Source organism: Microbulbifer mixtoriginis (SeqCode) (assembly GCF_052467945.1).
In genome coordinates this window covers 3,470,212-3,495,047 of the sequence record NZ_CP174328.1, presented here as the reverse complement: position 1 = coordinate 3,495,047, position 24,836 = coordinate 3,470,212, and the positions used below count along the sequence as shown (strand labels likewise).

Sequence of the window (24,836 nt, the reverse complement as noted above, 5' to 3'; positions counted from 1 at the left end):
GTTGCCTTACCCCTGGGGTAAGGTTGTAACTTTGTCGCCAGAAACGGTATTGCGGGAGAGCATTATGGCGAGAGAACAGCAAGCAGCGCAGACACTATTCCGCCTCAGTGGCGTGAGCTGTGCCGGCTGTGTGAATAAAATTGAAAGCGCCGTGCAGGGTGTTGCGGGGGTGCAGGATGCCCGCATAAACCTGGCCGATAAAACCCTTAAGGTGCAGGGCGCGGCGGCGCCGCAAAGTTGTATCGAGGCGGTGCGCCAGGCGGGTTATGACGCCGAGGTGGCCAAGAGTAGCGAGCGTCAGCGGCGCGAAGAGCAGCGTGCCCAAGAAGAGCGCCACTATCACCAGTTGCTGTGGCGCTCCGCTATTGCCCTGGGTGTGGGCCTGCCGTTGATGGCCTGGGGCCTGATCACCGATAAGATGTCCGTCAACAGCTTCGCAGATCAGCTGGCTTGGGGCGCCATGGGGCTTATTACCCTGGCAATTCTGGTGTTCTGTGGTGGTCAATTTTTCAGTGGGGCCTGGAAAGCGCTACGCCACCACAGCGCTACTATGGATACCCTGGTGGCCCTGGGTACCGGTACGGCCTGGCTTTTTTCCATGTTGGTGGTGCTGGTGCCCCACCTGCTGCCGGAAGCGGCGCGCCATGTGTACTTTGAGGCCAGCGCTATGATTATCGGCCTGATCAGCCTGGGCCAGGCACTGGAAGTGCGCGCTCGCGGGCGCACCAGTGCGGCGGTGGAGAAACTGTTGGAGCTGCAGGACACCTCGGCGCGGGTTCTGCGCGACGGTAAAGAAGTGGATCTGCCGATTGAGCAGGTTCAGGCCGGTGACCAGTTGCGCGTGCGCCCCGGAGAAAAGATCCCGGTGGATGGCGTGGTGCTGGAGGGTGGTAGCCTGGTGGATGAATCCATGCTCACCGGCGAGCCGGTGCCGGTGAAGAAGGGTGAGGGGGACAATCTGGCTGCCGGCACCCTGAACAAGAACGGCAGCTTGCTGTTCCGGGCGGAAAAAGTGGGGGCGGACACCCGCCTGGCACAAATTATTGAGATGGTCAAAAACGCCCAGAGCTCACGGGTGCCCATTGCGCGCCTGGCAGACAAAATCTCGGCCGTTTTTGTGCCGGTGGTGATGATCATCGCTGTGGTGGCGGCACTGGTCTGGTTCAACCTGGGACCGGATCCGCGCGCCGCCCATATGCTGGTGGTTCTTACCTCGGTGCTGATTATTGCCTGCCCCTGCGCCCTGGGGCTGGCTACGCCCATGTCGGTGATGGTGGGCGTGGGTAAGGGTGCGGAGTACGGTGTGCTGGTGCGCAACGGCAAGGCGTTGCAGCAGTCCTGCAATCTGGATGTGCTGGTTGTGGATAAGACCGGCACGCTCACCGAGGGCTCACCACGCCTCACCGATATCGAGAGCGAAGGCGATAGCGATGAGTTACTGCGTTTGCTGGCGAGCCTGGAACAGGGCTCGGAGCATCCGCTGGCTGAGGCGGTTGTGACTGCGGCCCATGAGAAAAAGCTTGATCTACAAAAGCCCAGTGATTTCGAAGCCATTACCGCACATGGGGTGATGGGGGTTATTTCCGGTAAAAAGATACTGCTCGGTAACAGTAAGTTAATGCAGCGGGAAAATATTCCCCTGGGTGACTGGAAGGCCCGCGCCAACAATCTGGCGGAGGCTGGGCGTACGGTGATGTATGCGGCAGTGGATGGTGTACTGCAGGGAATTATCGCTGTGGCTGATCCGATTCGGGATGATGCCGCAGCGGCCATAGCCCGTTTGCGTAAGTTGGGCTTACGCCTGGAGATGCTGACTGGTGATAACCAAGCCAGTGCCGAGGCCGTTGCCCGCCATCTTAAAATCGATAAAGTGCACGCTGAGTTATTGCCGGAAGACAAAGAGCGCATAGTGGCGCAACTGCAGAAAGACGGTGCGCGTGTGGGCATGGTGGGAGATGGTATCAATGATGCCCCAGCACTGGCTCGCGCCGATGTGGGCTTTGCTATCGGCGCTGGTACCGATGTCGCTATCGAAAGTGCCGATGTCACCCTGATGCGCTCCTCCCTACATGGAGTCGCCAATGCGGTGGAATTATCGCGGGCGACTCTCGGCAATATCAAACAGAACCTTTTTGGAGCCTTTATTTATAACACCCTAGGTATACCCATCGCCGCAGGGGTGCTATTTCCGCTCACTGGCATGTTGCTGAGCCCGATCGTGGCCGGTGCCGCTATGGCACTCTCCTCGCTTACCGTGGTGAGCAATGCCAACCGCCTACGCTTCTTTAAGCCCTCGGAGGTGCACTAATGATTGCGACCTTGGTAAATACGATCGGAGTACTGCTAATTATTGCCATCATCTGGTGGTTCTGGCTGGGCCCAAGGCGCGGTGCGGCAAAGACGGTGGCGGTCAGTGAACAACTGCAAATACTGGTCAAAGATGGGGTTTATGAGCCGGATCATATTCGCCTGCCTTCGGGTCATGCCGCTACCCTGCATTTTTTACGGGAAGATCCCAGCCCTTGCTCCGAGTGGGTGATTTTCCCCGATCTCGAAATCAGTGCTGAGCTAGCGCTCAATAAAGAAACCACGGTAGAAATCCCTGCGGCCAAACCGGGAAAATATCCCTTTAGCTGCCAGATGCAGATGTATCGTGGGACGCTTACCCTGGAATAAAGTGAACTCAACCGGAAGAGGTCAGTTTATTTTCTGCGAACAAGTCAATTAAGGTGTAATTTTTTCCAGTCAGGACCGACAACATTAATAGGCCTTCAGGCACTTCCTTCACAGCTAACCCGACTTAGAACACTTAATGGGTCATCGGAGCATAGGGAAGTGCCCGAAGGAGACAGAGGGGAAGCCACTAGGTTTTCCAGAAGTGCTATTTACGATTTGGTCCCTAAATAATGAACACCTTTTTGCAAAAAACTTCTAGGGCCCTGCTGGGCCTTTCATTTACATTGATTGCTGCTGCCTTGTTTCTTGGCCAGAATGGGGGCCTGGCCTCCATTTTCGGATTTTATGGCGTTAATAGTGAGGCGGGCTTGCACATCGTAAGAATAGCCGTAGCACTACTCTTTGCGGTAGCTGCGGTTTTAGCCCTGCTATCACTGTTAAAACCACAATATATTCGCCCCCTGGCACTCCTGATTATATGTATATCCTTGGTCCCTTTGTTAAGTCTCTTCGGAAGTGCGCATTGGATCGATAGCCTCGGTGGGTTTCCCGCTATTGGCTCCGGGCAGGGCGTGATCAAGTACCTTGCCCTCACCGCGATTGGTCTGACACTTTTGAGCTGCAGTGCTTGTCAGTCAATGCGCTATATCTGGCTGAACTATTTACCAGTGGGGTTGGTTCTGTTGTGGATTGGCGGAATGAAGTTCACTGCAATAGAAGCCCAGGGTATTGAGGGCTTGGTGAGTAGTTCACCCTTGATGGCATGGCTCTATAGTTTCTTCAATGTACAACAGGCCTCCAATCTGATTGGCATCTATGACTTGATCGCTCTGATCATTTTGGCTTTGGGGTTAGTTATCCAGTCCCTGTTTTGGCCGGGAATACTGCTCTGTGGTGCGGTGTTTGTGACAACTCAGACTTTTCTGTTCAGCTATCCCGGAAGCTGGCAAAGCCCTGGAGTTTTGGCCTCTAGTGGCATATTTATTATTAAAGATCTTTGGTTTATCGCCAATCTGCTAATAATGATCGATATCCGTAAACATCTAAGTCACTCAGTTACCGGTAAGTAACAGGGTTGCGTCTAATCGTAGATATTGAGGCGTAAAGAATAGTATTTTTTATTTTTGAGCATAAATCACTACTTTGGCTGTTGGGCCTTGAGGGTTTCATTTCCTTCTGCCCCTGCCTCTCAGTAGACCTTTTATGGCGGCATAACATATGGATGATTTAATCTTTTTGCCCTTTAGCCAGTTTTTAGAAGACTCGTCTACTGAGTGAATATGTCTAGGTAACACAGGGATGTGTAGCTTTATGACTACTAAATAAAAATGAGGTGTTTATTGGTCTTCTAGTCTTGATTATTTTTTTAAGAACAATTCATAATTTTTAGTCATATATTCAGAGAGATTTTCTTGCTGTCTAGAAGCTGTTTCATAACTTATTTAACGTAATTAACATGCATGCAATATAGAAAAAAGCACGATAAGTGGACAAATATCGCTCCCATCTAACAACCAAACGGCGGTAATTTCCCAACCACGCAAAAGTCCGCTCAACTTTCCAACGGCGAGTATACCTTCTGAGCTTTCTACCATCCTGCCTTGAGGCTTTTTTCCTATTTATCCTGTGTGGACAGATAAGGTCGATTCCACGACTCAACAGACTATCTCTAAGAGGATCAGAGTCCGCCGCTTTATCATAAACTAAGCGATGAATCTTTGTATTTTTATACGTAACATCAAGCAATGGATGTAATAACTTTACTTCTGCTGGTGAGGCCGAAGTAATGGTGCCTCCCAGTGGAATACCTTCGCCATCGACCACCACCATCCACTTTGAACCCTTGCCCCGCTTGGTTTTCCCGACTTCGAAGCCCCCTTTTTTGCTGGTGCAAAGCTACCATCAGAAAAGACTTCCTCCCAGTTAAGCAAAGACTGTTGATCCAATAGCTCCAGGAATCTTCTCCATGCATGTAGCCAAGCTCCTTGCTCTTCCCAAAACTGAAGCCTTCTCCAACATGTACTCGGTGATGGATAGTGTGAAGGAAGATCTTTCCATCGCGCTCCAGAACGCAAAACCCACAGGATGCCTTCAAAACAAGCCCGATTATCAATGGGTTTTGGGCCTCCCTTTCCTCGTTTTAATTCAGGAAGACATGGTTCGATCAATTTCCATTGATCATTGGTTAACTCTGACTTGAATCGGCTCACTATTGCTGAACTTTTTTTCTATGTAATTGCGTGAGAATAACCGATTTCAAGTTATGAAACAGCCTCTAGGTAGTTGCTTCCCGTTGCCTATATGTCTAGATCTTTCTAAATATTTATACGTGGTTTTATTTTTCTTTTTTCAAGACAGTAAGTTTAAATAGAAATTCCCTTGCATGAATAATTTATTCCTTTCTTAAAATGGCAGCATGGCTTTTGGTGACAATTTTTCACTATGTTTGCATAATTGCGAAATTATTTGGAACCGTATCTAAAGGTCAAAGTCCATTAACCTGACAATAACGCCTCACAAGTATTTTTTAAATAAAGCGATGTTTACTTGGTCGGGCAAAAATAAGGAAGTAAATAAACCCAGGAAGGAAATCGCACATGCATAAATAATGGCTGTTGATATGACTTTACGAATGAAAAAAGCGGTTTCGTCACTGAAGAAACCTGCATTAAACAAAACTCTATTGGCGATGATTCTGGTGGGGGTCAGCTCTAATACAATTGGCCATGGCTACGTGGAAGAATATGATGGAGGTGCGGCATCTGCGCGGGGTACTTTATGTAAATACCCTCTAGCCTCTACAGGTCAAAAAAACATAAATTGTGGAGCCGTTCAATGGGAGCCGCAAAGTGTTGAAGGGCCCGAAGGGTTTCCAGAGAGTGGCCCGGCTGATGGCATGATCGCTAGTGCCGGTAGTAATGTATGGTCACCATTAAATGAACAAACTGCTGACCGCTGGCTGAAAACTCCCATAACTGCTGGTAAACAAACTTTTAAGTGGCACTTTACCGCGAATCACGTAGCTCGTGACTGGAAATATTATATTACCAAACCGGATTGGAACCCCAATCAACCATTATCCCGAGCTTCATTTGATTTAAATCCATTCTGTACTATTGATGGAAATAATCAAAAGCCACCCATTGATATGTATCACGAATGCGTGGTTCCTGAGCGAGATGGGTACCAAGTTATCCTTGCTGTGTGGGATGTGGCTGATACAGCCGCGGCCTTTTACAATGTTATCGACGTAGAATTTGATGGCGATGGAGTGCCCGAATCAGAATGGAATCAAGGTGGAACAATTAATCCAACACAAAACTTAAAAGTTGGCGATAAAGTTTCCACACGTGTTTATAGTAGCAGTAATGAAGAGCCAGCTTATGCAACAGTGCTGGAAATTGCTACTGATGAGCAGGGTATGGCTAATAACTGGGCACATGATCTTGCAACCAAAATCAATCAAGAACAGACCAGTATTCGCGCAGGCCAGTTTAATGGCGAAGATCAATTTAGCCCTGTCTTTGGCTCAAATCCAATATATTTACAGGATGGCAGCGGTTTAGAGCGTGTTGAAATTAATTATGAAATCAACAGCCCAACACCAGATTATCATTTAAATGTGTCAGGACTTGAGGATATGTACACAATATCTGACGATCCACTCTCACTACAGCTTGCTCTCACCGCAAAAGGAAATATCAGGGCTGAGCTGAAAGTCTTGAACCATGCTCGTGAAACACTGGCTAATTATGAAGTCAATATGAGTGACGGTCAGAGATTAGATAGGACTTTGACACTTTCAAAGTCTGAACCTGGCCATCATATGCTCGTTATTGTGACAAAAGATATTGATGGAAATTTGATTGATCAAACTACACAAGATTTCCACTTGATGGAAGACGAAACTTCTCCACCGCCAGCAGGTGACTACGACTTTGTTTTCCCCGAAGGTCTAAAATCCTATACGGCAGGAACTAAAGTAATGGGCAGTGATGGGAATATTTATCAATGTAAGCCCTTCCCTAATTCTGGCTACTGTGTCCAGTGGAGCAGAAGTGCAAACCAGTATGAACCTGGCAGAGGTAGCTACTGGCAGATGGCCTGGGAAAAATTATAAATCCAACTAATCAAACAAGGCCCCACTAGGGGCCTTTTTGTATTTTACGATGTGCTTTACTTACGTTGAGCTACTCCAATAGGGCATTGGCTCTATTTAGTATGTGATTTGCAGTTTTCTATGGGTTTCATGAATTTCTTTAAAGCTGGGAATTCTAGGAGGTTTGGATAAGTAATTGTAGGCTGCTCGCATATGGCCAGCACAACGCCTAGCCGGTAAATTCCCAATGCCAGTGCCCAAGCCTGGGCAAACTATGGAGTTTATCTTCTTCGTGGGGCCTGACTTATTGAATAGTTTTACTGAGTTTAAAATGGCCCTGAAAGCATAGTAGGCATTCATGGTATTTGATATGTCCTCAGGAATACGCATAGTGGGGGCAGAAATCATGTAAGGCCAATTGGCATTCGAGGTTGAAATCACTATTGCTGATCCAATGGGCAGCTCACCATGAAAATCAGATTTAATTCGCTTTTGTAACTGATCTTCCACCTCAAACCCTAATTCATTTCTAATCGGCAGGTCGAGGCCTCCATCCATAATTCCAAAACTGTTTGCTGGGCTTACCATTGCATCGGCAGGTTTTGAGAAATAATCACCCTCATTAATTTCAAAAATCTCAATATCACTAAAAACCTGGTGGCAGGCTTCAGCCAGATCTTTTGATTTGTCGATTAAATATATCTTGTCAGGGAGTATTGTCTTTTACTTATAGTTATATTTGGGGGTAGGCACTTTATATCTTTGTGCTCATCAAGCACTCAATATGTCCCGTATGATTATCTACTTGCTCTTTTAGTGAGTGAAAGCCTTGAGATAGGTAAAACTGATAGCTATTAACATTCTCTTTGTAAACCGTTAGGTTTAACGGGTTTCTCTGTGATTTTGCGTGTGCTATAAGCCGTTTCCCAATGCCCTGGCCTTGGAATTCTGGGTCCACAAAAAGCGCGGCTAAAGTATTGTCAGCTAGAGAGTAAAAGCCGGATATTTTTGAGTGTATTTCATAGATATAGGTTTCAGAGTTCGGTATATAGATATCGCGCATAATATCTATTTGAGACTCCCAGAAGTCAGCTGCGATAAAATTATGCGCCCTAACGGATGCTTTTAGCCAAATATTTAAGATGGGCTCTATGTCGTTTGGATTGTAGCTTCTAATCATTGTCAGTATATATCCTGAGCCATTAAACCTACGCTCAATAGCCTAAGGGAAGATTAATACGATATTGACATACCTGATTCATTTTTGCAGTTGAGTTTCCTGGGGAATCCTGATTGCTATTTAGAGCTGCCAATCAGAGTATTAAACCTGATAATGACTCAAAAACATCTCCGCAGTACGCTCCGCCAGTGCGGCTTGTTCGGTTGAGCTAGGCGGGCCGGAGAGTTGTAACATTTGTGGCCAAAAACAGCTTCCCTTAATTAAGTTGTGTATCTGCCCGCTGGCGATTTCTGGGTCCAGTGGCTTCAGTCGGCCATCGGCTGCGGCGGCTTTAATCCAGCGTTGTACGCCGGTTTCATGGGCTTTGTATTTTTCCATTTCCTGACGCAGGGCTTCCGGCTGGTGGAAGAAGTAGTCGAAGGCCATACGGTTTAGTTCAATATACTGCGGGTTGCAGATAGTTTTAATTTCCAGCGCCAAAAGCGTGTGTAGTTGAGCATAAAGGTCGCTATCCGGGTTGTAGTCACAGCCTGGGGACTGGGTTGCCTGCTGCCAGAGCTCGCCAATCAAAAACATTACCAAGGCTTCCTTGCTGGCAAAGTGGTTATATACCGTGCGCTTGGACACCTGGGCACGTGCTGCCAGCTCATCCATACTGGTTCCCTGAACGCCCAGTTCCTGAAAGGCCTGCTTAGCGGCATCAATAATGGCCTGGCGCTTAATTTCGCTTCTGGTCGGCTTCTTTTCACTCATGTGACTCTCGATATCTCTGCTTGCGTCAGGAAAGCTACCTGGCGGGGAATTAATCTAAGTGATTAATTTTACACTAACTGGTTTACTTTTTCTTCTATCGACAATAAACTGCACTGTATAGTTTACTTGGTAGCATCTATGAAGAAGCGCTGGTGGTTATTACTAGGAGTGATAGGTATGTCCGTTGGTCTATTTAATAGCTGTGCTACACAGCCGCAAAAGTTTCAAAACACGGAGACCGTTTATAAAGCGGGGCTGGGTAAGATGGTGGACATCATTGCAGCCTATGCCCGTGCTGAGAGGGCGGCACCGGTACCTAGAGCACCTCTTCCGCTACAGACCATCACAAAGGAAATACTCACAAATAATGAGGGTCAGCCCACGATCTATCGCCTGGGGCACTCATCCGTTTTGATCCATCTTGATGGGGAGTTTGTGCTTACTGACCCGGTATTCAGTGAGAGGGCTTCACCAGTACAGTGGATGGGGCCGAAACGTTTCCATCCGCTACCTTTGTCTCTACAAGATCTGCCGGCGTTAAAAGCCGTAATAATCAGTCATGATCACTACGATCACCTGGATAAAACCAGCGTGCGCACCCTGGATAAGAAAGTTGAACGCTTTATTGTTCCTACAGGGGTAGGCGATTACTTACGGGGATGGGGGGTCGCTTCAGGCAAGATTATCGAACTGGCCTGGTGGCAGTCCTTTTCAATAGGGAGTCTGCAATTTACGGCCACTCCGGCGCAACATTTTTCCGGGCGCGGCCTAACTGATAGGGATAAAACTTTATGGGCCAGCTGGGTAATTGCAGGGCACGAGGTACGAATCTTCTTTAGCGGTGATAGTGGTTATTTCGGTGGCTTTCGGGAAATCGGGGAGCGCTTCGGGCCCTTTGATCTAACCCTGATAGAAACCGGTGCTTACAACGATCTGTGGAGTGAAGTCCATATGCTACCGGAGGAGAGTGTGCAGGCTCATTTGGATTTGCGTGGCCGTGCCATGGTTCCTATCCACAACAGTACCTTTGATCTTGCCCTGCACGATTGGTTTGAACCCCTAGAGCGCGCGTCAATGGCCGCAGAAGCTCATGGGGCAACAGTTCTTACGCCTGTTATCGGTGCTCCGGTGAATGTGCTTACGCCCGCCCCGACACAGGCCTGGTGGAGGAAGTTTACTGTAGAGGAACAGGTTGAGCTGGCTACTCAACCATAAAGACGGTCTTGCCAACTCAGTTGAGTATCTTTCGAGAGGGAAATGCAGATGGATAAACAATTTATATTGATAACCGGAGCTTCGTTGGATATGGGCAAGGGCTCTGCCTGAGCACTGGCTATAAAGGATTTTGTCTGCACACCTGCCCGATGTCGGGATCGAATGGGCGACCTAAATAAATAGGATTTGAGTTGTATTGGGATAGTAGTAAATGAAATCAAAGACTGTTTTAGTTACGGGAGCTTCTTCGGGAATCGGCGAAGCATTTGCGTATGAATGTGCTAAAAGGGGTGCAAACCTAATTTTGGTTGCTCGATCTGAAGACTCCTTATCGAATATCGCAACAAAAATTAATGAATTATACCCAGTAGATACAAGCTTTATTCCTATGGATTTAAGCGTAGAAGGATCTGCGCAAAAGCTCTTTGATAAAACTAAAGAGATGGGTATTGAAGTTGAAATTCTCATTAATAACGCAGGTTTTGGCAAGTGGGGAAGCTTTGAAAGCTTCACTCTTGAAACCTATAGGGATATGTTGCAGCTCAATATTAACACCCTTACAGAGCTGTGTTACTTATTTCTACCAGAGATGAGACTTAAAAAAACAGGCGGTATCATTAATGTTGCCTCTGGAGCAGCCCTGATGCCGGTACCTTATGCTGGAGTCTACTCTGCATCCAAAAGTTACGTACTGAATTTTTCGGAAGCTCTGCACAATGAACTACAAGGAACCGGTGTAACAGTAACCTGCCTTTGCCCCGGTGGAACCAAGACAAATTTTGCCGAGGTGGCGAATAATCAAGTCAAGGTGGATGAAAGTATCTACGAAACTGCTGAGTATGTTGCTCAAGTAGGGTTAGAAGGATTCTTGTCTCAAAAAAGTTATGTATTGTCAGGTAAGCAAAAGTGGGCACTGGTTTTACTTTCTCGACTTCTGAGTCGAGCGCAACTGCTGCGTCTATCGGGGAAAGTATTTAAGCGTATTGTAAGTAATGAAAAGACATAAAATTCCTCTATTTCACTAGAGCTGAATTATCCACTTGGCCTTGCTGTGGGCCTTATTGATAATCTGGGAGGATTGTATTCCTGCTGACTCTGGAGAGTCAGAATACTGGGTTGCCGCTGAGTGGTATTTTTACGCTTCAGTTAGTAAAGGTTGCATAAATTTCTGGGGTTAAAATGGTGGTTCAATATTTTCTGGTAGCTGGTAGCTGGTAGCTGGTAGCTGGTAGCTGGTAGCAGTAGCTTTGGGTATTGAATTTAGGCTATTTGAGAATCGAGTGTGTCGCCACATTCAACTCATAGGATAAAGATTAGAGTGGATCCTGGGTAAGTTGTCTTAAAAGATACAATGACGTCTTATTTTGCAAAATTGCAGGATGTTGTATTGGTTTAGCTTTGCTTGAAGCTATGAAAGGCTACACTCCGCGAGTTTTTTGTTTTTAAATAAATGTGAGTTTTATGCCTATCTATTTACATGGCTATTAATTTTTGTGTCTAAGTTGACATTATGGTTTGCTCTGAATTAAAAACTGGGGTGTCGCTGATTGCATTGGTGATAGTAATTTCATTCAGCTAGGGAAAATTTATGCGAATATTATTGTCAACGATTGTTTTTATACTTGTCGTTTCTGTGGGGGCGGTGTCTGCAGGAACTGCCGAGCCAGTCTCTTTTACTCGTGGCGAAATATTGTCTTTTCATTACCAGTCAGACCTCTTGGCGCGTCAGTATCAAATTGATGTGCTATTGCCTAAAGAGTACGATCCCGAGAACGATACCGTTCAATATCCAGTTGTTTATATGGTGGATGGTTATCTCGATTTTCCAATGATGGCTCCAAATTTTTTCAAGCAGAGTGTAACAGGAAAGATTCCGGCATTTATTTTTGTGGGCATTGATTATGTTGATGATAGTTTGGGGAAGTTGCGGCGTCTCGATTTGACACCAACTGCTGTGGAGATGGATGGGGAAGTTCAGGGGGGTGGTGCGAATCAGTTTCTTGAGTTTATTAACAAAGAGTTAAAGCCCTTTATTAACAATACTTTCCCTGCTGATCAACAGGATCAGACCTTTATGGGGCATTCTTTAGGGGGATTGTTTGCTCTTCATACTTTGTTTACTCAGCCAGATAGCTTTCATCGTTACATCATAGCAAGCCCTAGTGTCTGGTGGGATGATAAAGTGATCCTTGCCAAGGAACGATATTATGCGGAATATAATGCAGATATGGATAAGCATATATTCATGTTTGTCGGTAAGGAAGAAGGGTTTATGGTGAAGGACATGAAACAACTTGTGCGCAGGTTAGATTCGCGCAATTACCCTAGCCTTAAATTGTCGAAAAAAGTATTTAAGGGGGAGAATCACCTAACGGTTCCAGTGGTGGGTTACAATTTCGGAATTAGGGAAATATTTAAAGAAGATTAACGCTTTAGCTGCTTGGCTGACCTTTTTTGCACCTCTGCGAATTATTCTTGCCATCTTGTTTGATGTTGGGCACATAAAGATTTAAGGTTCATAGGGTGAAAATGGTAAATTTTCAGAGGTGCCGCTATTTTAATAGTGCCAATGTTCGCTAAGGGGGAATGATCTTTGGTTTATAACCAAGCTCGAAACCCCAGAACCCACACGGTATCGTATACTTTTTCTCCCTCTTCGCGTTCAAAGTCTGCAGTTTTTCCGATATTGCGATATTGATGTATGCCAATATAAGGGGAGAATTTCGGATGAAGTTCATAGCGTAAACGTATGCCAATTTCTATTTCAGATAGACCAGATCCTCCGTCTGAATTTTTGTCATTTTGCCCAAAAAAATCAAATTCTGCACGGGGTGCTAAACTGAACTTTTCTGAGAGTTTAAATGTATAAACTCCTTCTATGCGAAGGGCAGTGCTGCCGCTTCTACCAAGGAAAAATACAGCGTCCATTTCAAATGAGTAGGGGGTCTCGCCAATAATACCAATTGCAAACCAATTGCGGCTGGTATTCTCCAGGTAAAAATCATGACGAATTCCTGCGAGAATATTCCAATTAGCAGAAACTGCGTGGCTGTAAATGCCCCATAGCTCATTCTCCTCGGTCTCCCCGTTGGAGCGCTCGTAGTCTACTTCTGCGGATAGCTTGCTTTGGTCTGTACCATAGCTGATGTCCCCCTCAATGGTGGCTCCGTTATTACCTTGTAATTCAAATTGATCAAGGCTGAGCTTGGCGATGGGTTTGTCTTCTCCTAGGGTTGCATCATTGTTACTTCCAGATGTGGAGTGATACTGAAGGCCATGATGTAAATCCTCTTGGGATTGTCCTTCGATAGCCAGCATCCCCATTAGTAAGGAAATAGTAATCGCTGGAGTTATTGATACTTTACGTAGAAGAATTTCACTTGCGTATCGTCTGGACTCCCGTTTACCCCATATAGGCTTGGTGCGACCTATGAGGTTCAATGAGGAGAAATCTTGCTGCAGATATGGTGAGTGAATAAAGTCAAGAGCTGAAGTGTTTATGTACGACACTTTTTGCCCTTTCTATACCATTTTTTCCTGATGTAATAATTTCATACACTTAATAGAAGTTGTTTCTGTATTCTGCCATTTTAAAAAATTTTGAGTTTGCTTGTTGTAAGGAATGTTTACCAGTATAAGCATATTGCCTTTCTAATCTTTCAAATTTGATAAAATCTCTCTATTAATGAACCCTAAGAAAAAGTGTGAATTACGAATGTAAGCCAAGAAAAATTCTGGTTTCCTGCTGCATTTAATTGGCGGATAGTTTGTTGTGAACAGAATTTTTTATAGAACCGGGAGCTAAAACCAGGCGCGAAAACCGACAACCCATACGGTGCTATATACCTTTTCCCCTTCTTCACGGGCAAAATCTGCGGCATTGCCCACAACTCGTTCATGGTGAACGCCGATATAGGGGGAAAATTTAGGGTGAATTTCGTAGAGTAGCCGCAGGCCTATTTCTATTTGAGATAATCCGCTGCCACTGCCAGCAATTTCATCATTTTGGCCGAAGAAATTTAGCTCTAGGCGCGGAATAAGACTCACTTTTTCTGCGAGCTTTGCATCATATTCGCCCTCCAGACGAAAAGCTGTACTGCCGTTTCTTCCCAGAAACAGCACTGCATCCATTTCTAATGAGTAAGGTGTTTCCCCGGCCAGCCCAATCGCCAGCCAATTGCGGCTGGTGCTTTCCCGCTGCAGATCGTGACGGAAACCGGCGAGGAAATTCCAATCTTTGGAAATGGCTCTACTGTAGACTAGCCATCGCTCATTTTTTTCTGTTTCGCCACCTCCCCGCTCGAAATCTACTTCCAGCACTACTTTATTGACGTCATCTCCATAACTGAAATCGCCTTCGATTGCCGCGCCGTTCATACCGCGTCGTTCGAATTGGTCAAGGCTGAGTTTGGCTACAGGCTTGTCTCCCTCCCCGGCCATACCATTGTCCTCTCCAGCGACTGATCCTTCTGAGAGGGATTGGAAGCTGTGGTGCTGGTCTTCCCGATTTTGCGCTTTAACTGCTTGAAAACCCAGTTGCAAGCACAGGGTAACAATTATTATCTCTGCTGCTTTGGTACAGAGAGTGCGCCTCATACCACGCGCACCTCTCGGAAAATACCGTATGTGCGATAAAGCATTTGGCAGTGTAATGCCCAGCGCCCCCGGGTATCGGCATTTACCAGGTAACTGATCTTGGCACCGGGCTGCACCATCACCGTGTGCTTGCGTGGTAGATACTCTCCGTCACCAGTTTCCAACTCACTCCATAAACCGTGCAGGTGTATGGGCTGGGTGAGTAGGGTGTCGTTCACCAGAGTGATACGTAGACGCTCGCCATAAGCCAATAAGATTGGTGTGGCGTTTTTATATTTAACACCGTCAATGGACCATAGGTAACGAGCTGGATTACCGGTGAGATGTAGTTGTAGTTCTCGCTGCGGTTGTCGCTGGTCTAATGATGGTGTGAGACTGCGAAGATCCCTGTAGGTTAGGATGCGGCGGTTGTAGCGTTGCTGGTGTTCACGGAGTCCAACACCGGGATCATCCATTCCATTTTGGGGAGCGAGCGCGCGCAGGGCTACGCCATGGCCTTTTTCTGTTGGCTGGTGGACGATGGGGCTATGGCTCCCCAGGCCGGCGGGGGCCAGTTTGGCATTTTGTTCTTCTGCAGTGGGCTGTCTATCAGCAGCTCTAGCACCACTGGTACGGGTGAATCCCATATCGCGCTTATCGAGTATTGGGATTGGATCCATGGGGGGAACTTCGGCAGAAAGACTCTGAGCGGGCGTTAAGGTACCGCGAGCGTAACCGCCGCGATCGATCGCCTGGGCAAAAAGGGTGTAGGCTCTGTCGCCACTGGGCCTAACTACCACATCGTAGGTTTCCCCGGTGCCTAGACGGAACTCATCCACCCGTACTGGTTGAATATTCTGGCCGTCGGCACTGACCACTGTCATATCCAAGTCTGGAATGCGTAGGTCGAAGATTGTCATGGCAGAGGCGTTGATAAAACGCAGCCGTACTATCTCACCGGGGGTAAATAGGGCAGTCCAATTGTCTTCCGGAGTTTGTCCATTGATCAGGTAGCTGTAGGTGTAGCCTGTGACATCAGACACATCTCGATCAGACATGCCTGCGAAGTTCCATGGGTGTCGTTCACGCCAGGTTTGCTCTATGCCTTTCGCGCGTACATCTCGCCAGAGATCTGTGGTGGTGCGGTGGCGGCGCCGGTTGTAATAGTGGCCATCTTTCTTCAGGTTTGAATAAATCCGCTGGGGGGATTCATCGCTCCAATCGGAGAGCAACACTACATAGTCCCGGTCATAGGTCACCGGGTCTCCCCCAGCTGGATCGATGACGATAGCACCGTAGAGTCCCTGCTGCCTCTGGAAGCCGGAGTGACTTTGATACCAGTAAGTTCCGCTTTGTGTGACTTTAAAGCGGTATCGAAAATTTTCCCCGGGCCTAATACCGGAGAAATTGAGCCCTGGTACACCATTCATAGGGTTGGGCACCCTGATGCCATACCAGTGAATCGAAGTGTTTTTATCTAATTGGTTGAGGACATTGAGAGTGACAGTTTGCCCCTCGTGCCAGTGCAGGATTGGGCCGGGAATAGAATTGTTAACTGAAATTGCGTTGCGGGGTTGTCCGGTCAGGTTGACTGCCCTTTGGTCTACCTGCAGGGAGAAATTCTCGCCAGTTAAAGTCGTGGGAGGGGGGACTCGCGCCCTGGCGGGGGTAGGGGAGCCGGGCAGGCCCAGCAGGGCCATGCCGGCGCTGATTCCGGTTACAAAGGTGCGGCGCGAAACCGAGCCGCACCGCGGAGGCTTTGTCATTGACAGTCCTCAGAACTGTTCTCCGGCCGCGTTGATCTCTGTATAAACCACGCTGCTGCCGTCCTTGTTTAACTGCATTACCTGATAGGGCGTAAAGCGATCGCCCATCTCCATACCGGGGCTTCCGAGAGGCATACCGGGTACAGCTAGTCCCAGAGCGCCTTTAGGGGGATTCTGCAAAAATTGCTGAATCAGCTTGGCTGGCACATGCCCTTCGAAAACATAGCCTTCCCTGGACACACTGGTGTGGCAAGACTGGTAGCGGGGTTCTATTCCGTGCTGTTTTTTGACGCCGTTGAGGTCATCGACATCCTTTGCCACCACTTCGAAGCCGCTGTTGCGAGCGTGGTCCACCCAGACTTTGCAGCAGCCACAGGTAGCGGATTTATAGGTAGTTAGGTTCTGCGCTTGAGGTTCTTTGGGCTCGGTGGGTTCAGCACAAGCACTGAGGGCTAATGTGGTAACAAGCGCGGCAATTGCGGCTAAAAAAGATCGGTACATGGAATTACTCCTGTCATTCATATCAACTGACCCACCACATCGTCAGCGCAGCATAGGTGCAGTTAGTGGCGGGCGAAAAAGATTTATCGGCGAAGTTTACTGCTGGAGCCGAGGCTCAGGTGGCGATAGGAGGCCGCAGGGCGCTTTCCGGGTCGGGGGAAGGTTTAAATACTGTGTGAGCAGTTGCCAGGGAAATTGGCCGTGAAAAATTTGGAACATTAGCGGAGATTGCGGCGAGGCTATTGCTTAATCCCGGACAGCAGCCGCATTCGATGCCACAATCGCCGCGGTGCTCGCTGTGGCAATCATCGGCCCTATCCGCTTCGCAGTGGCCCTGTTCGCTGCTCTCCAGGCTCAGCATATCTGCCGGTTCCGCACGGGGCACGGCCGATGCCAGGCCGGCAAAGGCCAGCAGGAGTATCAGCAGCAAGGTGCGAAGGTAGGCAATATACATAAAGCAGCCCAGGAGAAGTATGCCGGTCAGTGTATGTGTGGGCAGCAGGGGGTGCAAGCACAGCGGGAGGGTGGAGGAGGTTAAGGGAAAGCGTCCCGCTCTCCCTTGGTTTTATGCCTGTATTGATTCGGAGCCTACAGGGTTATCGCTTGTAAAGACTGTCCTTTAGACTGGTCTTTAGGGTTTCCTCAGCGGCAAGCGATAGTCCTGATGTCGCAGCAGATCGGGTCCACATTCCAATCGCTCCAACCAGCTCAGGAAGCCTCCCTTAGCTTCCTCAGAGGCAAAATACCCGCCGTGTTGAGGCACAATCATGGCTGGGTTCAGTTCTCGCACCATTTTCACCCACAGACGGCAGGCCCAGTTGCCTCCCATATAGCGCTGGTGGAAACCTTCCATGGATGGAATATGCGCATCAAAATCGATGACTTCGCCCTCCTCTCCACCGAGAGAGGCGCCCACGTCACCGGAAAACAGGATGCGGCTAACCGGATCGTAGAAACTGAAGTTGCCGCAGGAGTGCATAAAGTGTGCGGGCAGGGCCCAGATTTCGCTGTCGGCAAAAGGCAGCACCTCGCCCTTGTCACTGATGGGAATGATACGGTCCTGCCAACGTTCACTACCGGCACGTGAGGCGACAAAGCCAGACACTAGGTGGGGCAGGAAGCGCGACCACAGTTTGGATACCGCTACCTTGCAGCGTGAGTGCAGCATCCAGCGTGGCAGTGAGGCAATGATGTCCGGGTCCTGGTGCGAGGCCAGGATATATTCCAGATCGCTCAGGTTCAGGTGGCGGCTGAGTTCAATGGTTAGGGGTGTGTAGGTGAGATCACCGCCGGGATCAATCAGCGCACCTTGGGTGCCGCGGCGAATCACAAACTGGTTGGCCTGCACTCCATCGCTGCCATTCTGTTCTTTAACCAGATCGCAGAAACGCGCAACCAGGTGAGGGCCTTGCTCAAATAAAATGTCCACGCCGCGGCCTCTCTTATTTAATTAGGTCAAGGTACTGGCTGAGGCGCTCCTTGTTGACGGCGATACGTTCACTCATTCCTTGAGCGTGTTTCTTGGCATCTTCCAGGTTGCCGGCCTGGCCTACCTGAATTACACCGACCATGCCCAAGGGCAGGTGCGGATCGCACTGGTACAGGTAAACGCCTTCTTTATTCAAGGTCACACTGACTTTCTCGCCCATGCCGCCATTCCAACTGTCGCCATCGGCTGGGGAGAGTACGGAACGGCTGTTGTGTGCCATATCGGTGGGCAGGAAGGTGACAGTATCGCCCACTGCAACGTTTAGGAACGCGGGTTCGAAAGTCATCATGCCGTCCTTGCCCTGGTTCAGCATCTTAACTTCGTGATCTGCTGCCAGGGCGGACGTCGAGGCCATGACGAGTGCGAGAAGCGCACCGCGAAGAGTAATAGACGACATATTTACTTCCTGTTTTGAGTAGTCGGTGATGTTGTAATGACTCTGCCTATAGGAGGAGGCGAGACGCGCCGGATATTAGCCCGGTGAAAATACGAAGAATTGATCTAGATCAATCGCGCAGATCCCAGAGAAAGTGGGAAAAAGTGCCAATACACCACTTGGGTAAAGGAGAGTCATATCTGTCTGTTAAGCGCTGCCCTCTGAAGGGAGATAAGGGGTAAACTGTGCGCCAATTTGACTGGGTGACGCTTTGGGGGAATAACCTTGGCTGCTAAACGCAAAACTGCCTATGTGTGCAATGAATGTGGCGCTGACTATACAAAGTGGGCGGGGCAGTGCAGTGCTTGCGGCGCCTGGAACAGTCTCTCTGAAGTGCGTTTGGGGACGGAGCACAAAGACAGCCGCGCGGCCAATTTCACCGATGCCCAGAGTGGCTATGCCGGCGCCGCCGGTGTTGGCAAGGTACAGAAGCTCTCGGAAATCGACCTGAGTGAGCTGCCGCGTATTCCCACTTCCGCCTCGGAACTCGACCGGGTGCTGGGGGGCGGCCTGGTGCCGGGTTCGGTGGTGCTGATCGGAGGTCACCCTGGGGCCGGTAAATCGACGGTGTTGCTACAGACTCTTTGCCACCTCGCTACTTCAATGCCGGCGCTGTATATCACCGGTGAAGAATCTCTTCAGCAGGTGGCTATGCGCGCCAAACGCCTGGGCCTGCCCACCGATTCCCTGCAGCTCCTCAGTGAAACTGATGTGGAGCGCATCTGCCTGGCGGCAAAAGAAGTCAATCCACGCGTGATGGTGGTGGACTCCATCCAGGTGATGCATATGAGCGATGTGCAGTCCGCTCCGGGCTCGGTGGTCCAGGTGCGTGAGAGTGCTGCTTACCTGACCCGCTTCGCCAAGCAGACTGGTACTGCACTGATTTTAGTGGGCCATGTCACCAAAGACGGCAGTTTGGCAGGCCCCAAGGTGCTGGAACATATTATTGATTGCTCCATATTGCTCGAAGGTACTCACGACTCCCGCTTCCGCACCCTGCGTGCCCATAAAAACCGCTTTGGAGCGGTGAATGAGCTGGGGGTATTTGCCATGACCGAGCAGGGCCTTAAAGAAGTTTCTAATCCCTCCGCTATTTTCCTGCAGCGCGCCGAGGAGATCGCTGCGGGATCGGTGGTGACTTCCGTGTGGGAGGGCACCCGGCCGCTGCTGGTGGAACTGCAGGCACTGGTGGATGACAGCAGCCTCGGTAATCCGCGCCGGGTAGCGGTGGGCCTCGACCAGAACCGCCTGAATATGCTGCTGGCGGTGCTGCACCGCCATGGCGGCGTCTTGGTCGGCGATCAGGATGTGTTTATCAATGTGGTAGGCGGCGTCAAGGTAATGGAAACCAGTGCCGACCTGACTCTTTTGCTGGCAGTTGTTTCCAGCTTTCGCAATCGGGTGTTGCCGCGGGATCTGGTGGTCTTCGGTGAGGTGGGACTTTCCGGTGAGATCCGCCCCGTGCCCTCGGGCCAGGAGCGCCTGCGCGAAGCCGCTAAGCATGGTTTTCGCAAAGCGATAGTGCCCGCCGCCAATCGCCTGAAAAACGATATCGAGGGTATGGAAATGCACTCGGTAAAAACCCTGGCGGAAGCCCTTGCCGTGATCGACATGAGCTGAGTCGGATGAGTACCCGCACGTCCAGGCGTCATCTTCTCTGCTGGCAACTATTACTCGGTGCAGTGTTCATTCTGGCCGCGAAAGTCCAGGCCTATGAGCGCATTGCTTCGTTGAACCTGTGTCTGGACCAAGTACTGCTGAACTGGGCACAACCTGCGGATATTGCCTCTCTGACCTGGCTGTCCGCCGCCGAACAGTATCGCTCCCTGCCGATTCCCGAACACGTTCAGCTCAATCGCGCCCGCGCCGAGGAGCTGCTGCCATTAAAGCCAGATCTGGTTCTTGCCGGGCAGTACGGTGCCCAGCGTGCGGCTGAGCGGCTGCAAGCACTGGGTATGAATGTGGTGACCATCCCCGATGCCTACAGTCTGGAGCAGTTGCAACAACAACTCGGTGCTTTGCAAGCCGTACTGGGCCCGCTTCCTCCGCTGCAAGAGCAGAAACGCGCGTTGGCACAACTACTCGATCAGCCCGCTGCTAAACAGCGCGCCAGTGCGGTGATTCTCTCCGCCAATAACATCACCTACGGCAGCGGCATGCTGGAGCACCAGTTGCTGCAGCGCGCCGGTTTTGACAATCTCGCCACCACTCAGGGACTGGCACGGATCAGCCTGGAAGAGGTGATTGCCCTGCAGCCGGATTTGTTGGTGTTCTATGGCAGCGAACAGCATTTCGCACTGGCTTACCTGGCCGCGCGCCACCCGGTACTACAGCGCTATATCGATAGCGGCCGCACCTATACCCTGCCGAAACAGCTGAGCCTGTGCCCGGTACTGGCGGTGGTGGATACACTGCAACAGTTGATGGATAAGAGGGAAGCGCTTGTACAATAAAAACGCGGTTTTGTTATTACTGGCGGCCCTGCCGCTGGCCTTGCTTGGGGCACTGGGTAGTGGCCCGGTTTCGGTGGACCTTTCCAATGCGCTGGCTGAGGGCTGGAGTGGCCAGAGCAGCGATGCGGTGATTCTGTGGCAATTGCGACTGCCCCGTGCCCTGTTGGCAATACTGGTGGGCGCTGCCTTGGGGATGGGCGGCGCCGCCATGCAGGGGATGTTGCGTAACCCTCTGGCGGAGCCGGCGCTGCTCGGTGTTTCCAGCGGTGCGGCTTTGGCGGCGGTACTGTTTCTCTATTACGGCGCGGCCTGGAAATCCGGTTGGTTGTTGCAGGCTCTGGCTATTGGCGGTGCCTTTAGCGCGGCGGCGGCGGTGTGGTTGTTGGCGGGGCGCGGCGCCAGTGCCGGACGGCTGGTGTTGGCGGGGGTGGCCATTAACGCTTTCCTATCGGCACTGATTGCACTGGCGCTTAACTATGCGCCGAGCATGTTCGCTATGCAGGAGGTGGTGTTCTGGTTGATGGGCTCGCTGGCCAATCGCGGCTGGGACCAACTGTTTTTGGCATTGCCCTTTTTGGCCGTGGGGGTGCTGTGCCTGTTTTTCACACGCAATTATTTGCGCGCGCTGGCCTTGGGTGAAGACAGTGCGGCTTCCTTGGGTTTCCAGAGCCGCGCCTATCCCTTTCTTATTTTGCTGGGCATCGCCAGTGCCGTGGGGGGTGCCGTGGCAGTAGCTGGCACTATCGGTTTTGTCGGATTGGTGGTGCCGCACCTGGTGCGCCCTCTGGTGCGCCAGGACCCCGCCCGTTTACTGTGGATCAGCGCTTTAGCTGGAGCGCTGCTGTTGCTGCTGGCAGACATTCTGGTGATTAATTTTGTCGGCGCGCAGGAGCTGCGCATTGGCGCGGTCACCGCTTTTATCGGTGCACCTTTTTTCTTCTGGCTGATTTTGACGGCGCGCAGGGGGCAGTGGTTGTGAATATGGCTAGTGAGAAAACTATTGAGGCCGCCTGCGTTGCGCTGGAATTGCAGCGAGGGCGCAAGAGTGTCCTGCAGGGAATCCATTGTGCTTTTAAGCCCTTCGAGCTGACCGCCGTGGTGGGCCCCAATGGCGCCGGCAAGAGCAGTCTGTTGCAGTGTTTATCAGGAGTCTTGTCCCCCGATGCGGGTCATGTTGAGCTGAATGGTCTTGATGCGGGGCAATTGCCGGCATCCCAGCGTGCGAGGCTGGGGGCTTTCCTACCGCAGTCGGAAACTCCGACCTGGTCTCTCAGTGCGGCGGATATGGTGGCGTTGGGGCTACTCCCCTGGGGACGGTTGCCAGACCGGGAGCAAAGGGTACAGCAGGCGTTGTTATTGGTGGATGCGCAGGAATTTGCCCAGCGCCCGGTCACTCAATTATCCGGTGGCGAGCTGCGCCGCGTGCAATTGGCCCGCCTGTTAGTGGGGCGGGCACCGCTGCTGATCGCCGATGAGCCCACTGCGGCGTTGGATATCCGTCACCAACTTCAGCTGATGCAGAACTTCCGCAGCCTGGCCGACAGTGGCAAAACCGTGGTGTTGGCACTGCACGACCTCAGCCTGGCGGCGCGCTTTTGCGATCGGATTCTCTTGATGCTGGATGGAGAATTGTTAGCTCAGGGAACACCGCAACAGGTACTGACTCCAACGTTGATTGGCGAAGCCTACGGGGTGAGTTGTGAATTCCGTTGGCGCGACGGTATCGCAGACTTTGTACCACTGGATTTGCTGCGAAAATCCAGTGGCTAGAAATTCCTGTCTCAGCCAAATCGCCTGCGCGGGGGCTGTGGCCGCCCCATTGCGGGTCCGCGGCGGAAGTCCTCGGAGGGTGTTCCTCTGTAGCAGCGCGGAATTATTGGCCACTCCTCAGTAAGGAAATAGGCATAAATACCCTGAGGAAAATCAGGGGTGCGCACAAAGCGGCCATTGCACTCATCGAGGGAGCCCGCCCCTTCAACATATTCGTAGTCCGCCACAAAGGTGCCGTCGTAATAGCCGCCAGGTTGCTTGTTGCTTGTTGGCCGATGTCCAGATTTCACCCGATAGCTGGAGTGCATTTTTACTACATCAGTCTCCTCATTCATGTCATCGCCATAACCATATAGTGCGTAAATGGGAAAACCATCTGCGGCCCAACCAATCAGTGGTGAATGCTGCTGCGGGGTAACTTGTAGTCTTGCCAATAGTCCGGTGGGCAGACCGTGATAATGGTAGGCCCCGTTGGGCTGGACATGGGCGTAGTTGTCGTCAACGCCGAGGGGAACTGCACCGGAGAGCGCCTCATAGCGCCAGAGGCCGCGATTACCCAGGTACCACTCTGCGGCGCTGGGATCAAATGGCACGCCGTTAATGCCAATACCAAAATTTTGCAGGCTTACTGGTGTGGATTTTTTTGCCAACTTGGGGGCTGCGGGTACTCGGTATTTGTAGCGTTGGGTTTCGATTTTGTGGGGATTGCCGGAGTTTGGGAAGGCACCGGTTTTATGGGTGGAGATACCGTTGGCTTCAATCACCCGCCAGGGCCCCTCGATTGTGACTTTAACGCGGCTGGTGGTGATTGGGTTGTGGTCGGCGGGAACCCTATAATGTAATCCCTCCGACTGCACCACCCGATGCCTGCGCGCCGGTGGTCTGCCGTTAGCGCGCTCTTGAGAAGGGATTCTGGCAATAGCCAATGTGCCCGTCACACAGACCGGAGCCTGATCTTCAGATAAGCGCAAGCATTGGCCGCTACTGTGACCGATGCTACAACTTGAGCCGGAGGTTAACCCTTGGCAGGCTTCCACGGTTGTTTCCGGCAGGTGTCCCAGAGCTGCCGGGGTGACACAGGTGAGGCCCACTAATAGCCACTTTTTCATACTGCATTCTCGAACTGCGAGGCCCGCAAGGGCCCCAATGATTTACTCGTTATTTTCTTTTCGATCTTTGCCCGGTCTGCGGCCTTCCATTTTTGTGGGAACACACACCAGTTGCTCTTCTCTAGGGGGCATGCGGCAAGTGCCTTCCAGGGTACCGTGCGGCGTTTCCACTTTGCAGGCATCACCCTTCGACATGGCCTTGCAGGCATCAAAGGCTTCCTGAGGAGGTTTGCGTGGCTGTGCGTTTGCAGAGGAAATCATGGCCATTAGGGCGACAGATAATAAAACCTTGTACATGGTGCTCTCCATTGAAGGCAGCTGGACAGCGCCTGCACTGAAGAGCAGGCGCGGGCGATTAGCGGCGGCCAGTATCCCCCCTTCCTGGGAGGTGTTTTTTAACCAGCCGCTGATAGCCAACATAGTTCAGGAATGCGCAAGGAATGTGGATTTTTGGTAAAGAAGTGTGCAAGCGAGTAAGGGCTGAGTGGTGTTTGAAAAACAGATTTTTATTGAAAATTACCCCGTGGATTTAGCGTCTCACTTTCGCTGGGGAAGCGCCAGCCACGCTGTTATACTTGCCGCCGCTTTGGGTGCCCAGCAGTGTATTTACACTTGGCTGGGGTAAACGGGAAGTCCGGTGATGTGTATACAGAGTCCGGCGCTGCCCCCGCAACGGTAAATCATTTTTCTTTGCAAAATGATAAGCCCGATACCGGCCCTCGGCACTAAGCCGGAGTTTTTATATCTGGCCTCGAGGATAAAGCGGAGGGCTTTGTCTGGTCAGTGTGCCCGCCTGGGTTGCGCACCGATTGTA

Annotated in this window: 24 protein-coding genes, 1 pseudogene and 1 riboswitch; of the genes and pseudogenes, 11 read left to right on the top strand and 14 right to left on the bottom strand. The window is 50.6% G+C overall.

The features are described 5' to 3' along the window. Positions 1-64 precede the first annotated feature (64 nt). The 3 genes from ACJJIJ_RS15280 (at position 65) to ACJJIJ_RS15270 (ending at position 3,746) form a co-directional block, all read left to right on the top strand. On the top strand, positions 65-2,308 hold the full coding sequence (locus ACJJIJ_RS15280; RefSeq protein ID WP_444937806.1) for a heavy metal translocating P-type ATPase: 2,244 nt from the start codon (positions 65-67) through the stop codon (positions 2,306-2,308). Beyond that, a complete protein-coding gene (locus ACJJIJ_RS15275) occupies positions 2,308-2,676 on the top strand; it encodes a cupredoxin domain-containing protein (protein ID WP_444887260.1) in 369 nt (122 codons plus the stop codon). The genes ACJJIJ_RS15280 and ACJJIJ_RS15275 overlap by 1 nt, the downstream gene beginning before the upstream one ends. A gap of 230 nt (positions 2,677-2,906) precedes the next feature. Further along, positions 2,907-3,746, top strand: coding sequence for a DUF417 family protein (locus ACJJIJ_RS15270; protein WP_444937805.1), 840 nt, complete (start codon positions 2,907-2,909; stop codon positions 3,744-3,746). Positions 3,747-4,107: 361 nt separating this feature from the next. Here ACJJIJ_RS15270 and ACJJIJ_RS15265 read toward each other — a convergent pair. After that, positions 4,108-4,536, bottom strand: a pseudogene (locus ACJJIJ_RS15265) (IS5 family transposase); the annotation flags it as partial. Beyond that, complete coding sequence (locus ACJJIJ_RS15260; RefSeq protein ID WP_353505425.1) at positions 4,437-4,886, bottom strand: transposase; 450 nt, start codon at positions 4,884-4,886, stop codon at positions 4,437-4,439. The gene ACJJIJ_RS15260 and the pseudogene ACJJIJ_RS15265, both read right to left, overlap by 100 nt. Positions 4,887-5,284: 398 nt before the next feature. Here ACJJIJ_RS15260 and gbpA point away from each other — a divergent pair, with 398 nt between their 5' ends. Next, positions 5,285-6,796, top strand: a complete 1,512-nt coding sequence (gene gbpA / locus ACJJIJ_RS15255) for an N-acetylglucosamine-binding protein GbpA (RefSeq protein ID WP_444937804.1) — start codon at positions 5,285-5,287, stop codon at positions 6,794-6,796. 96 nt (positions 6,797-6,892) lie between these two features. Here the strand turns inward: gbpA and ACJJIJ_RS15250 are convergent, their stop codons facing one another. The 3 genes from ACJJIJ_RS15250 to ACJJIJ_RS15240 form a co-directional block, all read right to left on the bottom strand. Further along, entirely contained in the window at positions 6,893-7,402 is a 510-nt protein-coding gene (locus tag ACJJIJ_RS15250) for a macro domain-containing protein (RefSeq protein ID WP_444939586.1), read from the bottom strand. Between the two features lie 127 nt (positions 7,403-7,529). Next, on the bottom strand, positions 7,530-7,955 hold the full coding sequence (locus ACJJIJ_RS15245; protein WP_444937803.1) for an N-acetyltransferase: 426 nt from the start codon (positions 7,953-7,955) through the stop codon (positions 7,530-7,532). A gap of 141 nt (positions 7,956-8,096) precedes the next feature. After that, a complete protein-coding gene (locus ACJJIJ_RS15240) occupies positions 8,097-8,708 on the bottom strand; it encodes a TetR/AcrR family transcriptional regulator (protein WP_444887253.1) in 612 nt (203 codons plus the stop codon). 177 nt (positions 8,709-8,885) lie between these two features. Here ACJJIJ_RS15240 and ACJJIJ_RS15235 point away from each other — a divergent pair, with 177 nt between their 5' ends. The 3 genes from ACJJIJ_RS15235 to ACJJIJ_RS15225 all read left to right on the top strand — a co-directional run bounded on the left by ACJJIJ_RS15235 (position 8,886) and on the right by ACJJIJ_RS15225 (position 12,351). Beyond that, positions 8,886-9,923 (top strand): MBL fold metallo-hydrolase, encoded by a 1,038-nt coding sequence (locus ACJJIJ_RS15235; RefSeq protein ID WP_444937802.1) that lies wholly within the window; start codon positions 8,886-8,888, stop codon positions 9,921-9,923. A gap of 211 nt (positions 9,924-10,134) precedes the next feature. Next, the gene (locus ACJJIJ_RS15230) at positions 10,135-10,929 is read left to right on the top strand and encodes an SDR family NAD(P)-dependent oxidoreductase (RefSeq protein ID WP_444937801.1); all 795 of its coding nucleotides are present in this window, start codon (positions 10,135-10,137) and stop codon (positions 10,927-10,929) included. A 582-nt stretch (positions 10,930-11,511) separates the two neighbouring features. Then, entirely contained in the window at positions 11,512-12,351 is an 840-nt protein-coding gene (locus ACJJIJ_RS15225; RefSeq protein WP_444937800.1) for an alpha/beta hydrolase, read from the top strand. A gap of 170 nt (positions 12,352-12,521) precedes the next feature. Here ACJJIJ_RS15225 and ACJJIJ_RS15220 read toward each other — a convergent pair whose 3' ends face one another. The 7 genes from ACJJIJ_RS15220 to ACJJIJ_RS15190 form a co-directional block, all read right to left on the bottom strand. Continuing rightward, a complete protein-coding gene (locus tag ACJJIJ_RS15220) occupies positions 12,522-13,433 on the bottom strand; it encodes a copper resistance protein B (protein ID WP_252083390.1) in 912 nt (303 codons plus the stop codon). A 291-nt stretch (positions 13,434-13,724) separates the two neighbouring features. Then, positions 13,725-14,519 carry a copper resistance protein B gene (locus ACJJIJ_RS15215; RefSeq protein ID WP_444937799.1) on the bottom strand — a complete coding sequence of 265 codons (795 nt, stop codon included), beginning with the start codon at positions 14,517-14,519 and terminating at the stop codon, positions 13,725-13,727. Then, positions 14,516-16,264, bottom strand: a complete 1,749-nt coding sequence (locus tag ACJJIJ_RS15210; protein WP_444937798.1) for a copper resistance system multicopper oxidase — start codon at positions 16,262-16,264, stop codon at positions 14,516-14,518. Before ACJJIJ_RS15210 ends, ACJJIJ_RS15215 begins: the two co-directional genes overlap by 4 nt. Positions 16,265-16,273: 9 nt before the next feature. Further along, a complete protein-coding gene (locus tag ACJJIJ_RS15205; RefSeq protein WP_444937797.1) occupies positions 16,274-16,765 on the bottom strand; it encodes a DUF411 domain-containing protein in 492 nt (163 codons plus the stop codon). Positions 16,766-16,880: 115 nt separating this feature from the next. Next, positions 16,881-17,219: a hypothetical protein gene (locus ACJJIJ_RS15200; protein WP_444937796.1), complete on the bottom strand. Its 339-nt coding sequence runs from the start codon at positions 17,217-17,219 to the stop codon at positions 16,881-16,883. 177 nt (positions 17,220-17,396) lie between these two features. Continuing rightward, complete coding sequence (locus ACJJIJ_RS15195; RefSeq protein WP_444937795.1) at positions 17,397-18,194, bottom strand: oxygen-binding di-iron domain-containing protein; 798 nt, start codon at positions 18,192-18,194, stop codon at positions 17,397-17,399. A gap of 13 nt (positions 18,195-18,207) precedes the next feature. Then, complete coding sequence (locus ACJJIJ_RS15190) at positions 18,208-18,609, bottom strand: pseudoazurin (protein ID WP_444910560.1); 402 nt, start codon at positions 18,607-18,609, stop codon at positions 18,208-18,210. Positions 18,610-18,915: 306 nt separating this feature from the next. Between ACJJIJ_RS15190 and radA the strand changes: the two genes are divergently transcribed. The 4 genes from radA to ACJJIJ_RS15170 are packed head-to-tail and all read left to right on the top strand — an operon-like array spanning position 18,916 to position 22,913. Further along, a complete protein-coding gene (radA, locus tag ACJJIJ_RS15185) occupies positions 18,916-20,310 on the top strand; it encodes a DNA repair protein RadA (protein WP_444937794.1) in 1,395 nt (464 codons plus the stop codon). A gap of 5 nt (positions 20,311-20,315) precedes the next feature. After that, entirely contained in the window at positions 20,316-21,143 is an 828-nt protein-coding gene (locus ACJJIJ_RS15180) for an ABC transporter substrate-binding protein (protein WP_252083382.1), read from the top strand. Next, positions 21,133-22,122: a FecCD family ABC transporter permease gene (locus ACJJIJ_RS15175; RefSeq protein ID WP_252083381.1), complete on the top strand. Its 990-nt coding sequence runs from the start codon at positions 21,133-21,135 to the stop codon at positions 22,120-22,122. Before ACJJIJ_RS15180 ends, ACJJIJ_RS15175 begins: the two co-directional genes overlap by 11 nt. A gap of 2 nt (positions 22,123-22,124) precedes the next feature. After that, the gene (locus tag ACJJIJ_RS15170) at positions 22,125-22,913 is read left to right on the top strand and encodes an ABC transporter ATP-binding protein (protein ID WP_252083380.1); all 789 of its coding nucleotides are present in this window, start codon (positions 22,125-22,127) and stop codon (positions 22,911-22,913) included. Between the two features lie 11 nt (positions 22,914-22,924). On the opposite strand, the gene ACJJIJ_RS15165 is transcribed toward ACJJIJ_RS15170, so the two are convergent. Both ACJJIJ_RS15165 and ACJJIJ_RS15160 read right to left on the bottom strand, forming a co-directional pair. Next, positions 22,925-24,022 carry a YHYH protein gene (locus ACJJIJ_RS15165; RefSeq protein ID WP_444937793.1) on the bottom strand — a complete coding sequence of 366 codons (1,098 nt, stop codon included), beginning with the start codon at positions 24,020-24,022 and terminating at the stop codon, positions 22,925-22,927. A gap of 42 nt (positions 24,023-24,064) precedes the next feature. Beyond that, positions 24,065-24,442: a hypothetical protein gene (locus ACJJIJ_RS15160; protein WP_444889353.1), complete on the bottom strand. Its 378-nt coding sequence runs from the start codon at positions 24,440-24,442 to the stop codon at positions 24,065-24,067. A 151-nt stretch (positions 24,443-24,593) separates the two neighbouring features. Next, a riboswitch (cobalamin riboswitch) is annotated at positions 24,594-24,757 on the top strand. Positions 24,758-24,836: the final 79 nt, after the last annotated feature.